At 44.1% G+C, this 15,192-nt stretch carries 11 protein-coding genes and 3 tRNA genes; 4 read left to right on the top strand and 10 right to left on the bottom strand.

Annotated features, from left to right (window positions below; translation table 11 throughout):
* Window positions 1-149 precede the first annotated feature (149 nt).
* The 9 genes from gspG to CIK80_RS05825 form a co-directional block, all read right to left on the bottom strand.
* Complete coding sequence (gene gspG / locus CIK80_RS05785; RefSeq protein WP_275542324.1) at window positions 150-683, bottom strand: type II secretion system major pseudopilin GspG; 534 nt, start codon at window positions 681-683, stop codon at window positions 150-152.
* Between the two features lie 409 nt (window positions 684-1,092).
* On the bottom strand, window positions 1,093-2,295 hold the full coding sequence (gene gspF / locus CIK80_RS05790) for a type II secretion system inner membrane protein GspF (RefSeq protein ID WP_095569192.1): 1,203 nt from the start codon (window positions 2,293-2,295) through the stop codon (window positions 1,093-1,095).
* 85 nt (window positions 2,296-2,380) lie between these two features.
* On the bottom strand, window positions 2,381-3,457 hold the full coding sequence (locus CIK80_RS05795; protein WP_095569193.1) for a hypothetical protein: 1,077 nt from the start codon (window positions 3,455-3,457) through the stop codon (window positions 2,381-2,383).
* 297 nt (window positions 3,458-3,754) lie between these two features.
* Window positions 3,755-4,672 (bottom strand): AraC family transcriptional regulator, encoded by a 918-nt coding sequence (locus CIK80_RS05800; RefSeq protein ID WP_095569194.1) that lies wholly within the window; start codon window positions 4,670-4,672, stop codon window positions 3,755-3,757.
* 502 nt (window positions 4,673-5,174) lie between these two features.
* Window positions 5,175-5,250 (bottom strand) — tRNA-His (locus tag CIK80_RS05805).
* A gap of 40 nt (window positions 5,251-5,290) precedes the next feature.
* Window positions 5,291-5,367: transfer RNA gene (locus CIK80_RS05810), tRNA-Arg, on the bottom strand.
* Window positions 5,368-5,461: 94 nt separating this feature from the next.
* Window positions 5,462-5,538: transfer RNA gene (locus CIK80_RS05815), tRNA-Pro, on the bottom strand.
* A gap of 236 nt (window positions 5,539-5,774) precedes the next feature.
* Window positions 5,775-7,322, bottom strand: coding sequence for an McrC family protein (locus tag CIK80_RS05820; RefSeq protein WP_257011692.1), 1,548 nt, complete (start codon window positions 7,320-7,322; stop codon window positions 5,775-5,777).
* Between the two features lie 12 nt (window positions 7,323-7,334).
* Entirely contained in the window at window positions 7,335-8,813 is a 1,479-nt protein-coding gene (locus CIK80_RS05825) for an AAA family ATPase (RefSeq protein ID WP_095569195.1), read from the bottom strand.
* 530 nt (window positions 8,814-9,343) lie between these two features.
* On the opposite strand from CIK80_RS05825, the gene CIK80_RS05830 reads away from it, so the two are divergent.
* Both CIK80_RS05830 and CIK80_RS05835 read left to right on the top strand, forming a co-directional pair.
* Entirely contained in the window at window positions 9,344-9,991 is a 648-nt protein-coding gene (locus tag CIK80_RS05830) for a DUF4442 domain-containing protein (protein ID WP_062843695.1), read from the top strand.
* Between the two features lie 162 nt (window positions 9,992-10,153).
* Window positions 10,154-10,645, top strand: coding sequence for a RidA family protein (locus CIK80_RS05835; RefSeq protein ID WP_257011693.1), 492 nt, complete (start codon window positions 10,154-10,156; stop codon window positions 10,643-10,645).
* A 21-nt stretch (window positions 10,646-10,666) separates the two neighbouring features.
* Here the strand turns inward: CIK80_RS05835 and gspE are convergent, their stop codons facing one another.
* Complete coding sequence (gspE, locus tag CIK80_RS05840) at window positions 10,667-12,202, bottom strand: type II secretion system ATPase GspE (RefSeq protein WP_095569197.1); 1,536 nt, start codon at window positions 12,200-12,202, stop codon at window positions 10,667-10,669.
* Window positions 12,203-12,749: 547 nt separating this feature from the next.
* Between gspE and CIK80_RS05845 the strand changes: the two genes are divergently transcribed.
* Together CIK80_RS05845 and CIK80_RS05850 are read left to right on the top strand one after the other, a co-directional pair.
* On the top strand, window positions 12,750-13,550 hold the full coding sequence (locus tag CIK80_RS05845; protein WP_218830322.1) for a thiazole synthase: 801 nt from the start codon (window positions 12,750-12,752) through the stop codon (window positions 13,548-13,550).
* Window positions 13,551-13,722: 172 nt separating this feature from the next.
* Window positions 13,723-15,150 carry a wax ester/triacylglycerol synthase family O-acyltransferase gene (locus CIK80_RS05850; RefSeq protein WP_095569199.1) on the top strand — a complete coding sequence of 476 codons (1,428 nt, stop codon included), beginning with the start codon at window positions 13,723-13,725 and terminating at the stop codon, window positions 15,148-15,150.
* The last annotated feature ends 42 nt before the right edge of the window (window positions 15,151-15,192 follow it).

Here is a 15,192-nt window from a genome sequence, read left to right on the forward strand (position 1 = left end):
GCGCTTATTTTATCTACCGATAAAAACATCAACCAATAACGTATGATTGGTTGATGTATAGCGATTGTCAGAAATGACTGAGTCAGCAAACAAGCCACATATCAGAAAGCCTTTGCTGCAAACCTTTTTAGCATTGACGAGTCTAAAACTTATAACGTGGCATAAATATCAGCATCTTGACCTTCACCGCCCTGCTGACCATCTGCTCCCAATGAAAATAAATCGTAAGGTCGACCTTCACCGCCTGGTGCTACATATTGCAGTTCGTTTTCCCAGCCATCGGTTGGATAACCGCCTTTGATATAGCCACCATCCGGATAGTTTTTGGCCTCGGCGGGTGGCGTAGTAAGCGCTTCAAGCCCTTGTGCCGTGGTCGGATAACGTGAATTATCCACCTTATACATATCGAGCGCATTTGAGACAGTAGCCAGCGCAGTCTCAGTCGTTTTAACGCGAGCCTTATCACTTTGCCCAACTACCTTTGGTACCACTAAGCCCGCAAGAATGGCCAAAATAACAATGACCACCATAATCTCAATAAGGGTAAACCCTGACTGATTGGATCGGCTTACTAAACGGCGTTGCTTAAAAACGGTTTTATTATCGCTCACATCGTTTACCTGAATTTTGGCAGTATTAACGGTGAGCTTTGGCATCGTATTTACATGGTTTGTGTCAGTCATAACTTTTGTCATCACGGTTGTATACATAGTAAAAGTAGCGTCCAAGTCGCACTCATTAGCATCATCATAATGAGCATTGAAACAATTATCACTATAAACCATGATTTTGGTTTTATCCAGCGCTGCCAGTGGATTGTTAGTAGCGTCTACTATGAACAATCGTCACAATAAAACACACCCACTAAAAGCAAGTTTGCGTTCGCGTTTACTATAGCTTTATAGCGGTAGTTAAAGTAGCAAAAAAGTGTATGCATCAAAAATATACTACAGTAAGCAAATCTTAAGAAAGCTAACACAAGATTTAGCAAGATAGAGGTAATAAAAGATAGGTAGAAAATCAGATAAGCAATGAATCTACTTTCTAATAGAGGCAGAACGGCAATAAATCAGATGTGATATTAGCCATTTGCTAACCTGCCAGATCGTTCATATTGACGATTGGTAGCATGACCGCCATCACAATAATCATTACCACAACCCCCATCAGTACCAGCATTAAAGGCTCGAGTAATGACAGTAGCGTGCTGATAAAGTTAGTGGCTTCTGCTTCTTGCATGTTGGCTGCGCGACTGAGCATGTTTTCAAGCTCGCCTGAGTTTTCACCACTTTTGATCATTTGTACCATCATTGGTGGAAAATATGGTGATTTTTCAAGTTGACTCGATAGGCTTGAGCCTTCAGTCACTCGGTCAGCGGCCACAATAATGGTCTGCTTGATATGCAAATTGGTCGTTACGGCGGCGCCTATGTGTAGCGCTTCAATCAGTGGCACACCTGAGCGCACCAATATGGCAAGCGTGCTGGCGAAGCGCGCGGCATTGAGTCCTTTAGACAATCTTGCCAGTATCGGCAATCTCAGCACAACGCTATCGATGGTCAGTTTGCCTGCATTGGTCTGAGCAAACCGATAAAATAAAAACGCCATACTTCCCAATACCAAGAGCATCAACCACCACCACTGGGTGATAATGTTTGAAAGCGTCAAAACCACTTGAGTAATCAGCGGCAATGCTTGCTCAGACTGCTCAAACACTTTGACAATTTTGGGCACCACAAAGCTCATCAAACCCATAATCACCCCGACCGCCATCACCATTAGTACAATGGGATAAACCATCGCGCCTTGAATCTTTTTTTGCAAGGCAAAGCGATTTTCGGTGTAATCTGCCAACTGGTTGAGAATTAGGTCCAAGTGTCCTGATTTTTCGCCAGCCGCAATGGTGGCAATGTATAAAGGTGGAAAGCTAGCCGCTTGTTGTAATGCCCGCGCCAAACTAAGCCCTTCTAAAACATGGGAGCGTACCGCCAGCATTAACGATTTGATATGGGTTTTTGGAGACTGTTTGGCGACCGCTGCTAAAGTTTCTTCAAGCGGAATACCAGCTGCCAATAAGACAGACAATTGGCGTGTGAGTAACGCCAACTCATAAGCAGAGGGTTTTTTGTAGCGGCTTTTATGTTGGCTTTGTCGATCATTAACTGCGCTAATTTCAACAGGCGTCCACTGCTTGTCACGCAACTGCTGACGCACTTGCCGCGCAGAGTCACCCTCGAGCAAGCCTTTTTGGACACCGCCGCGATCGTCAAGCGCTTTAAAATGATAAGCGGGCATAGCAGCAGATATCCTAAGGTCAAAAAACAAAGGTACAGGTTTAAGTACCTGCTTTAAGAGAGTCTTTACCTAGCGTATAGCATGTTCAAAATAGTGGGGTAGAATCATTACTGTCTGGCATTAACCCTTGTAATAACAAGACGTCTAAATGCTGCTGTTGCAGCTTTTTATCAAAATCATTGACTTCTGCAATCAGCATTCTCTCGATACGCTTATCGCTGGCAAACACACTCAAACGTGCACAGATAACCGCCAGTTGATAAATGCGTTTTTTGCAATAACCATCCAACCCCTGTAGCAGTCTCACCATATGCGGGGTTTCCAGACTGGCATAGTTATAATCTGCTATCACTTGCTGACCAAGCGCTGAGACACCATAACTGATCGACAGATGGGCGCAAAAATAGCAACTGAATAAATACCCAACCACATGCCCTATATAGTAGCCGCGATCATAGGTAAAGCTACTCACACCAAAATGACCGAGTACGTAGCTATTTAAACTGCCTTGATCTCGAATCGGTTTGCCATGTTTGAGCTTACCGACAGTCGCAAGACACAGTGGATTGTGTCCATCTTGAATAGTGAGTTGCCACCCTGCTGGCTGCTGCGCTGGCATATGGCGCACAATGTCAGCGATGATATCATCGACCACGTGCAGCTGCTGCCACAAACGATCCAATCCATCCGTATCCATCAGACCACGCTTATCAAGTTGCTGGGCTAGTAGATATTGATGATACTCTGCAAATTGCGATTTGAGTGTTTGGACCAAATAAGTGGGACGTATGGCAGCTGATGCGAGGTACAGTAACCGTGTACGCTCATGTTGAGTGTGATAAAGCGCCACTCGTTGCTCAGCGATACTACTTTCAGTCAGCGCAGTAGATGACTCTGCACTTTCTCGAACTTTGGTATTTTCAGCACTGGTTTGTCCAGTAATGTGTTCTTCAGTATCTGGTAATATAAACAATGCCAATAACGCCGCTTTGTCGAGCGTTTCAGTCATGTGACCCTTTGGCGAAGGCTCTACCAAATCTTGATTGTCCTTATTTTCTATCTCAGTATGATTGTCACTCGTCTTGCTTGGTTCTTTGGCAGACGCAGCATTGCCCTGTTGGTTATTCGGGTGTGCGTTTGGCTTTGCGGTCGGTTCAGTCATAACGTACCATCAGCAGCAAAAATAAACATCGTCTAGATCATGCTATCAGACAGCGCTATCAGTAACTATAGCGCGCTCACAAACATTTTTGTCTAAATGACTCATCCCTCCATAGTACCTGAACACACACACATTGTCAGCTGTGCATCATCAAAATACCACGTGTCAGAATCAGATTGCTAACCTTATCAAAAAGTCATGCGCATATGCAAAAACAGGCATTAAGGGTGCAGTAACTGCCTTAATGCCTGTCTATAGTCTAAGATATCTGATTTTGCTTAGCTAAGCGATGTTTTGTTAACGATATTGCTGACGGTACGCTTTTGGCGATACGCCATAAACACGTTTAAAGGCCTGGCTGAACGTAGAGTCAGAAGCGTACCCGACCAGCTCACTGATACGACTGATACTGTTTTGTTGCAAGCGCAGATACCGCGCTGCCAGCCGTAAACGGTAATCGATAAGATACGTCAGCGGTGGCACACCAACCGTATCTTTAAAACGCTGGGCGAAGCTTGAGCGCGACATGCCTGCCGTTTCAGCAAGTCTATGGATGGTCCAGTTTTGACTCGGCGCTTCATGCATCGCTGCCAGTGCTTTGGTCAAAAAAGGATCCTTCATGGCTTTTAACCAATTCTCTGTCGCCTCTGGCAATTTTTCAATATATACACGCAAACATTCAATCATCATAATGCTTGCCCAATGATTGATAATGGCTGTTTTGCCCATGCGCTCGCTCTCTGCCTCCAACGTCAGAAGCTTGATTTCAACATCAATGACTTCAAACCTGCCTGATTTATCATTAAGCTCAGGCAAAATAGACGGCAACATAGACAATAAAGGACGAATCATCTCTTTATCATATTTGCATTCTATCAATATCAAAGACGAATTGGGCTCACCATCGCCATCGATTTCAAGCGTGTGCTCTTTACAATGAGTCAGCATCTCATCTAACGGTTTAGCATCATTGCCATTGTGATTGAGTGCGTAACTGACATGCTGATAGGCATTTGGAATCATAATGATATCGCCAGCATGTGCCTGTCTTAGGCCATCACCAACATCAATACAAAAGCTTCCAGACATGACTAAGTAAAATAAAAGGGTATCCTTTCTGGTAATAGAATAAGACCAATTTCCATTACCATTCAAACGATAATACTTGGTTTCAAACAAATGCACGTTTTGCAACAATACACTTAATGCGTCCATCAATCACTTCCTTAGTTGTACAAGGTCAGTAGTAGCTTGTAAAAAATAAGCAAACACCTACCTACTAATTGCTACCGCCCTAAACTCGCTCAATGTTCAATATATGATGTTCCATTATATTTTTGCACCAGTTCGATTAAGACTCATATGATAGCGGTTGAATCTTATATCAATTAACAAAGTATGGGTATTCAATTGGGTTACCGTTCTATTCTAATACAACACTTGACCGTTTGTTGCTTTTTGTGAAAGTGATTGTCAAATAATGGGAAAAAACGCAGCAACACTCGTTATGGACCTGTGATAAGTGCGAATCATAAGGAAATTAATAAATTAAAATAAGCAAATACTCATTATATTCATAAATACGAATATATAGAATTTAATGTAAAACCAATCAGACACGCAAAAATGCCAAAGATGGCAAGGGCTGATAACAATAGCACATTATGTAATAAGATAGGATCTATAGAAACAGAGAGGAGTTTTTGCAGAATAAAAATGGGGCGACTGATGGGACTCGAACCCACGACAACCGAGATCACAACCCGGGGCTCTACCAACTGAGCTACAACCGCCATAACTGTTGCCAAGGACTGGCAAAATATGCAGGCTAAATGGTGCGCCTGGCAGGGCTCGAACCTGCGACCACCTACTTAGAAGGCAGGTGCTCTATCCAACTGAGCTACAGGCGCTCTTAGGGGCTTTTTATATATTACATCAGTTTAAGGAATACTCTAAACTAAATCATTATACATAAAAAAAAGCCTGTAAGGCTCTTAAAATAGATGGTCGGAGTGATAGGATTCGAACCTACGACCCTCTGGTCCCAAACCAGATGCGCTACCAAACTGCGCCACACTCCGAAATTCTCTATTATCACGATAGTTTGTTGATTAACTGGTTATTGGCAATGCCGCTAACTTGTTAATGTTCCTCGCTATCGAGGTGCACATATTAAGGGTTAAAGCCTATTGTGTCAACACCTATTTTTAATTAATTTAAAATAATTCGCAATTATTTGAAAAATACGCATCATTTATCAAAATACGTGAAACCAAAAAACCTTACCAGCCATGATATGCCATCGCCCGTAGCGTGATTATACTACATCTAATGCGGGAAGCAAGTCGCTGTTTATCGACCCTGTCAGGACATTGAAAGGCATAAGCCATAACTGAGCAAGACTGGGTTCATTATCAGCATTTTCGTTCTCATACCGTACTTGTTTGAGTGCAATGGGTTGCCGCTCATCATCTTGAACAGGATAAACCAGCCACACTTGCTGTGCTTGATACGCCTGTGCATAACTTGTCAATTGATAAGCATCACTTGCGCTAATCGCAGCTGCATGGGATAGCGGTTTCCATTTGATATCGATGACATGACTATAACGCCCTAACGCTTTCGCATTAGGTACATCGTTTTTATGGTTCTGACTGTGGTAATGCTCATGGCTAGTGGCTGCTTCATACATTAGTAAATCTGGACGAATGGACAAGCATGCCTGCCCTTCTTCGTCACTGAGCCAAACCCGCTGCGTTTGGTACAACGGTCGATATTGGCTACTTACCTGCATAAATGTCGATGCAATGCGCTGACTTGCCCATTGTTCAAACGCTTGATTCATATCAAGCAACAGGCACAAGCGCGGTTGAGACAGATTATTCTTAGAGGTTTTTTTTGGGTCAATACCATTACCCGCTGCCATATCTGACTGCTGTAATAACCAATATGCCAAGTCTAATAATTGCTGCGCCGCTTGTAATAGCTTCGCTTGTAGTGGCTGTATCTCGATCTGCCGCTTTGCTCGCTGGTAAATTGACGTTAGCTGCTGCCTCTCATGCTGGGTCAGCATAGGCACTTTTTGCCACGCTTGTAGGCATTTGAGTGACATAGATTTAGAAAACATAGGTGCCAATAAAACCAAGGCACTTTTAATCAAGCGATTGCCTAGCATGTCTTGATTTAACACGCTGCTCTCACACATAAATTTATGTGGCTGCATACTATTATGATGCAGCTGCTCCTTGATGAGCAAACGGCCTTGTAATGAAGCTTGATTATGCGTCTGTGACTGATAGTGTTTGGTGGGTTGATAATGCACCAATCGCTGCAAGAACTGCTCAATCAGCCAATCAGGCAGTGCCAATGTCGTTATGGGCAAAGCCGTCAAATGATGACTCAGTTGACCCAGATTTTTTGTATTTGGTAACTTAGAGTAAGGATGATCGCTACCATGAGTCAGATCAGACAACATATTTTGCACCCATTGACGGGTTTTTCCTATCTGGGTTTGATGCGAGGCGGTATGACCAGGTTGTAGCTGCCTACGAGGGTTTTCATTATCAGCCGCCAGCTTTGGCAATATCTCAAGCATCATGCCACTCGGTAGTAAGACGATACCGATATAATGCCCAACCTTTAACTGCCACGCCCCTTGCTCACGCTTGATAGTAAATACTGCAAACTCTTGTGCCATCAGCCAATAAAAATCAGCGCTGTGTATAAAGTCCTGTGCTGTCAGACGTTGATGCTCAAACACCGTAATGACATGATTGCCATGACTGTTGGTAGTAAGCCCCTCAATATGGGTGCGACTCGCTTGCCTCAACGTAGGATTCTGATAGGACGCTTGGCTATTTATCACTACGACACACCCTTAGTCATACAAACGCTGATAGACAAAAGGCTTGGCAAATTCGCCTGTCTTGGTGATGAGATCCGTATTGATTCTATAATTACCTGTAGTCATCGACTGCGTCAGAAAAGCGTTATGTCCTGAAAACATTGGATGCTGAGCAGCGTTATTATTTTGGCTATCCATATGATGACTTGCACCATGGTCTATCAGCGCTTGATGGTCTTGAATAAACTGCGCACTCAGCGGCTGCGGCTCATCTTTAAAAATATACTGTAAGACGGCCACTTGTCCACCTGCCGCTTGTGCCAATTGTGGAATAACTTGTTCACACAGCGCTATTTGTAGCTGCTCAAGGGTGTTCACCGACCATAAAAAAGCATGTCCGAGCTGTGCCTCTGACCCTAATATTTGAGTAATACGGGCGTTTAAATTCATCAATAATTTGGACAAATCAATGGTCTCTACAGCATCATCAGTTTGTGCCTCTGTGCCAAGACTGATGATAGGCAACAGTTCGGGCTGCGGTGGGCAATCTACAAAACGAAAACGACGACGCAGCGCCATATCAAGTGGTGCCAACGAATGGTCTTGCGTATTCATCGTGGCATAAATATCGACGTTAGCAGGCAAACTAAAGGGACGTCCAGAATAGGCAAGATTGACCGTCATCGCATTTTGCATACCGGCCCGTTTATCTGGCTCAATCAGACTAAGTAACTCCCCAAACACTCGTGAGACATTGGCACGATTGATCTCATCAATCAGCACCGCATAACGCTGCTCAGGGTCGTTAGCCGCGCGCTGACAGAGCTTTAAAAATGCGCCTTCTTGGATAGCATAGCTCATTTGGGCAGGCATATTATTGGCCTGTATATGACTGTCTTTATGGGAATGAGAGGTTGTCATAACGGGGCGAATCCCTTCCACGAACTCTTCATAACCATAGGCTTGATGAAAGCTAACCATACTAAACCGCTGCTGACTAAAATGCTGATCTTGACTTTTATGACAGTCACGCTGCGCCTGCTGAAATTCGGCCAACTGCTGCGACAAATCCTCTAATAGTGTGAGGCTGTCGGGCAACAAATACCACGCGCCGCTATGATCTTTATCAAAGTAAGCTTGGCTGGCTCGATTTTTAGAAACGACTGTTTTGGAATCGGTAGGACTGTGTGTTTGTAGCACCGCCCATGCCGTGTTTCTCAAGTGATTGTCACGGGCATTTAGCGAGGCTTTTGCAATATAAAACTCATGATTGACAAGCTCAGGCACTTTTACCAAGTCTTGCTTTCTGGATTGAAACTCCAAAAATATCAAACATACTACTTCGCGCCAGCTCAATTCTTGTAAGAGCTGTACCAGCAAATCCTCATGATTGGTTTTAGGCAGGTAATCAGTATATTCTTTAGCGATTTGTAGCAGTCGGTAGGTTTTACCCGTACCAGCGACGCCTGTATAAATGATATTGATGGGCTTATGAGGAAACATATCAGGCATGGTATTATCCAGCAGTCAACAATCGCGTGAGAAACAAATACAGCACGCTAAAATCTCACTATTATAGCGCGGCTCGCTATCTAGCATCTAGTAGTGCCGATACGTGAGCGACTGGTGTGACTGAGCCATTTTTTGTACTTACTTGGCTTAATTGTATGTTATGTATTTGTCTAGAGAGTATGGCTCAGCCATCGCATTGCATGACTACAGTTTTATGAGCGCAGCAGTTCAAGGTAATAATGGTCGAGATACCTGCGTTAATGTAACATAGTCCAAATAGCTGTTAGGATAAAGCTTGTAAGGTTATGCTTTTTAATCGTTTTGAGTACAACTTTTCATGAGCGCCGCTTACCTGAACGATAGCCGATTGACTTTAAAAAAGAGACGGTGCGATTGGGATAAATTTTGCGTAGTTTCTGTATTAGCAGCACGAAAAAACAAATCCTAGTCGCACGCAGCGCTCTTTTATATTGAGCTGACTATACCCTGTCAATAACACGTTAAAACCACTTCACCTTAAGGAATTTTGTATGTCAGGACTATTAAAAAAACTGCCTATCAAACTGGCAAAAAAATCGTCAACCAAAGTTTCTGACAATGCAGGATTGCCAGTCGAACAACCAAATAGTACGCTTAAGCCAATCAGTAACCAATTCACCAAGCTCTTATCTGTCACCAAATATTTGCCTAACAGCGCGCGTTCTAGCATCTTGTCTAAAGCCTTTGGTAAAGTGGTGCCCTACGTAGGAACGACGGGGGTTTATTACGAAATCGTCGAGCCCAATAGAGTCGTGGTCAGCTTAAACAATACCAAAACGGTTCAAAACCATATCGGCTCTATTCATGCTGTGGCCATCACGTTACTGGCAGAGACCGCCACAGGTTTTATTTTGGGTTTAAATCTGCCGTCCGATCGCGTGCTACTAATTAAGTCGTATTCGGTCAATTTTTATCGTCCAATCAAAAAAGGACAAATAGCCGCCATCGCCAGTTTATCGGATGAGCAGCGTCTAGATATTTTAAACACTCCAAAGGGTGAGATGGTGATTCCTTGCGTGATTCATGATCGCGAGTCTGATAGTGAGCGCGATCCTATTGTGGTTGAGATGACGTGGGCATGGATACCTAAAGCGGAATTAGAAGCGCGTCGCCAAGGCAAAAACAATGAACCGTCTTAAAAACCGTTACTGATTTTAAAAGTGATTCAATCATTCGACCAAGCCTGCTGCTCATAAGTAGCAGGCTTTCGCTTCATACCTATAAAAGCCATGCGCCAATAGTTCGATAGCGTGTACTTGGTGTATCGATAATCAAAAATAATAATAATGAAGGAGACAGTGATGTCCAAAAAAGCTCAAGTATTGGTTAAAACATTGTCTCAGACGGTGCTCTTTACTGCCTGCGCCTTAGGATTTACGATGGCGACCCATGCAGCGCCAGTAGGAACAGCCACCGCCACTACCACAAAATTTGGCCCTGTATTTCTTGGCGAAGGTAGCGATTATCCTTTTTCAGAAGCGGTGCGTGTCGGCAATACCTTATACTTATCTGGTCAGATTGGTATGAGAGAAGGTAGGCTGGTCAAAGGCGGTATCAAGTCTGAAACCAAACAAACCTTAGACAATATCAATGCCACTTTATTAACATACGGCTATCAAAAATCAGATATCGTCAAGTGTGTGGCAATGCTTGTTGACATGGATGACTTTGACGACTTTAACGACGTTTATAGAGCTGAGATGACCAGACCTTATCCCATACGTTCTGCTTTTGGCGTGTCAGAATTGGCAGCTGGTGCTAGTGTCGAGATTGAGTGTATGGCAGTAAAATAATATCGCCCTAGAAAAGCACGGTTAGCTAATAATCGCCTCGTCAGTGAGCGCGCTTTCTTTGGTCACTCGCAGTACCTCTTCTAACGTGGTACGCCCTTCTATGACCTTGCGCAGACCATCGGCGCGAATCGATGGTGTCTGCAAACGCGCGTACTCTTCTAGCTCGTACTCAGCGGTATTACTATGAATCATGCGACGTAACGTGTCATCAATAGGCACGACTTCATATATCGCCGTACGCCCTTTAAAACCTGATTGATTACATTTATCACAGCCAATAGGTTTGGGCAATTGGATAGCGCTATCGACTCCCTTCTCAATCTCCACACCAATCTCAGTAAACAACTTGGCTTGCTCTGTGTCGGCTGCTTGCCAGCCATGACAATGCGTACAAAGCGTGCGAACCAAGCGCTGCGCTACCACGCCAATGAGCGACGACGATAATAAAAATGGCTCAACGCCCATGTCTTGCAATCGTGTGACTGCGCCAATGGCCGTATTGGTGTGCAGCGTTGATAATACCAAATGTCCTGTTAAAGACGCTTGTACGGCAATCTCTGCTGTCTCAAGGTCGCGAATCTCGCCCACCATCACTACGTCTGGATCTTGACGCAACATCGCTCGCAAACTTTTGGCAAAGGTCATATCGACTTTATTATTGACCTGCGTTTGCCCGATACCATCGAGCTGAAACTCAATGGGATCCTCAGCGGTCAAGATATTGCGGGTTTGATCATTTAAGTCCGTCAATGCCGAATACAGCGTCGTGGTTTTGCCTGAGCCTGTCGGCCCTGTCACCAAAATAATGCCATGTGGCCGATGAATCAAACGTTTAAGCTCGCTATAGTCATTATCAGACAGCCCCAAATACGTCATATTGAGACGCCCTGCTTGCTTGTCTAACAAACGCATGACCACTCGTTCACCAAAGCTTGAAGGCAATGTCGATACTCGCACATCGACCTCACGACCTGCCAATCTTAAACTAATACGCCCATCTTGCGGCACACGCTTTTCAGCGATGTCCAGTTTGGCCATGACTTTAATACGTGAGACCAATAATGGTGCCAACTGTCGTTTTGGGGTGATGATTTCCTTTAACTCCCCATCGACACGAAAACGTACCACCAATCGCTTCTCAAAGGTTTCGATGTGAATGTCTGAGGCACTCAGGCGTATGGCTTCAGACAACAGCGCATTAATCAGACGAATAATAGGGGCATCGTCTTGCTGATCCATCAAATCTTCCGTCTCAGGGACACTGTCTGCCAAACTATCAAGATCGGGATGATCTTCTAGCCCAGCAGCGATGTGCTGTGATTCTCCCGTATTACCGGCGTAGGCGGCGTTCATGCGCCTTTCAAAGTCGTCTGCGTTGACACTTTCGTAAGTTGGTACAGCGCGCACGCCTTGCTGCTGTAAAAATCGTACCGCCTCATTGATGGCGGATAAAGGAGTGGCTTTGGTCAGTAGCAATGTCGGCGGCAGCTCAGGATCGATTGCCAGCATGACCAGAATTTGATGACGTTTTGCGAAACTGTATGGTAATTGCAGCATAAAGACGGCCTGATAAAGGAAAATGATTTCAGAAAAAATCGTGTCCAAGCATCATATAATCTATTTACTCTAAAACCGATACCCTGCTACTGAGATGAATGTTGCGCAGCCTCTGTTTAGCAGCACACAAGGAACATTTATACCAGTAGCACGCGACTATTCACGTATCTATTTTATTTCGACCCAACTATATAAGTAGCGCAAACGCATTGTGCTTGGCTGGCTGACCCAAAAAGAGTGTAAGTAAGATTGCATGAGTTTGTTATAATAGCATTTTGTTTCAAATGAGTATGACTTTATATAGAAGGCGTTGTAGACCCATCGTTTTCCGTTTATTTTTAGCATATTCACAAAAAAATCACCGTCAATGCCATTTGAATTTGATACAAAGAAGTGGCGTGCATAGGTACAGGTAGTCCTTTTCCTAACAGTACGTTATGATTAGCCACAGCACGTATTTTTATCACATTTAAATGGCATATTGTTTGCCTTTTACCTTGCCCGCCCGCTATTAGGATTTTTCGTTATGTCAGAGAACGCTAGCATTATCCAACCGACACCCCTTTTACAAGATACTTTTACCGTAGGCAGTCGCACCTTCTCTTCTAGGCTGTTGGTAGGTACGGGCAAATATAAAGACATGACTGAAACGGGTGACGCTATTGCTGCCTCAGGAGCAGAGATTGTGACAGTCGCGATTCGTCGTACCAATATTGGACAAAACAGCAATGAGCCTAATTTGCTTGACGTGATTTCGCCTGACAAATACACCATTTTACCCAATACGGCTGGCTGCTTTGATGCAGAGACAGCGATTCGTACTTGTAAGCTTGCGCGCGAGCTATTAGGCGGGCACAACTTGGTCAAGCTTGAAGTGTTGGGTGATGAAAAAACCCTTTACCCCAATGTGACCGAAACCCTAAAAGCTGCCAAAGTATTGATTGATGATGGTTTTGAAGTCATGGTGTATACCTCAGATGACCCTATCGTTGCCCAAGAATTAGAGAGCATGGGCTGCGTTGCTATTATGCCGCTTGGTAGCTTGATTGGCTCAGGTTTGGGTCTGCTCAATCGTCACACGCTTAGCTTAATTATTGAAAATGCCAAAGTACCCGTATTGGTTGATGCAGGCGTGGGTACTGCGTCTGATGCAGCGCTGGCAATGGAGCTGGGCTGTGATGGCGTATTGATGAATTCAGCCATTGCCAATGCGCAAAATCCAGTGATGATGGGTCATGCTATGAAACACGCTATATGGGCAGGTCGTGCCGCCTTTTTGGCCGGTCGTATGCCTATGCGTAAGATGGCAACAGCCAGCTCACCGCAGACTGGCTACTTTTTTCAATAGATTGATACCTCTATTTCTCTAGAGAAAAGAGCAATTATAAAATAATAATAAAGAAACGGTATAAGACTTATTTATATCAAGACGCTCTTTTTAATAACCATTTGAGAATTGATTAATGGAGATTTATCAATGATGACTTCTCATTCAACTTATCATCATAAAAGGATTTATTATGCGACTTCTCACCGCAGTTGATCAGTTATTTTTACTTATTGAGTCGCGTAAACAGCCTATGCATGTCGGTGGTTTGTTCTTATTTGAAAAACCAGAAGCGGCGGACAGCGATTTTGTTTATCAGTTAGTCAAACAAATGCAAGAATCCGATGTACCGCCAAGCTTTCCTTTTAATCAGGTTTTAGAGCATCTGATTTTTTGGAAAAAAGACAAAAACTTTGATGTCGAGCATCATTTTCATCATGTTGCGCTACCAAGTCCCGGTCGTATTCGCGAGCTACTGATGTACATTTCAAGAGAGCATGGTCGTCTGCTAGATCGTGCGATGCCGCTATGGGAATGTCACATCATCGAAGGCATTCAACCAGAAAACGAGCACAGCCCTGAGCGGTTTGCATTATATTTTAAGATTCATCACTCGCTGGTCGATGGCATAGCAGCCATGCGGTTGGTACAACGATCTCTCTCGCAATCGCCAGATGAGCCAGTTACGCTGCCCGTGTGGTCATTGATGACGCGCCATCGCAATCAGGTCAATGCTATGCTGCCTGCCAAGCGATCTGTACAGCGCATCATCAAAGAGCAAATCTCTACCATCAAACCTGTCTTTACCGAATTGCTCGACAATTTTAAAAATTATGGCGACGATGGTTATGTCGGCACTTTTGATGCCCCAATGAGTGTGTTGAATACGCGAATTTCAGCCTCACGGCGAATTGCTGCACAGTCTTATGACATACAGCGCTTCAACGCTATTGCTGAAAGATTAAAAATCAGTAAAAACGATGTCGTACTGGCCGTTTGTGCTGGTGCCATTCGTCAGTATTTGATAGCCATGGACGCGCTACCAAGCAAACCTTTAATTGCCTTTGTGCCCATGTCACTGCGTACTGACAACAGTATTGCAGGCAATCAGTTATCGTTTGTATTGGCAAACTTAGGCACCCATTTGGATAACCCACTACGTAGGATAGAGCTTATTCACCGCAGTATGAATAATGGCAAACGCCGGTTTCGCCGTATGAATCAGGCGCAAGTCATCAACTACAGTGTGATCGCTTATGCTTGGGAAGGAATTAACGTGGCAACGGGGCTGTTTCCTAAAAAGCAAGCCTTCAACCTTATCATCTCCAACGTTCCCGGTTCTGAAAAACCTCTGTATTGGAATGGGGCACGCCTACAGTCCCTATACCCTGCTTCTATCGTCTTCAATGGTCAAGCAATGAACATTACCTTAGCCAGTTATTTGGATAAGATTGAGTTTTGCATTACCGCTTGCAGTAAGGCCTTGCCACACGTACAAGATATGCTGGCGCTTATAGAAAACGAGTTGACACTGTTAGAGACGATGAGTAAAGAGCTTGAGTTTCAAGGGATCACGGTTGAAGATAAATGCACCAGAAAAACAAAAAAGCTGGCTCCATAATGGAACCAGCTTTTTAGGGGTTGTGCTTTTACTCACATACCA

The organism is Psychrobacter sp. JB193 (assembly GCF_002285555.1).
GTDB lineage: Bacteria > Pseudomonadota > Gammaproteobacteria > Pseudomonadales > Moraxellaceae > Psychrobacter > Psychrobacter alimentarius.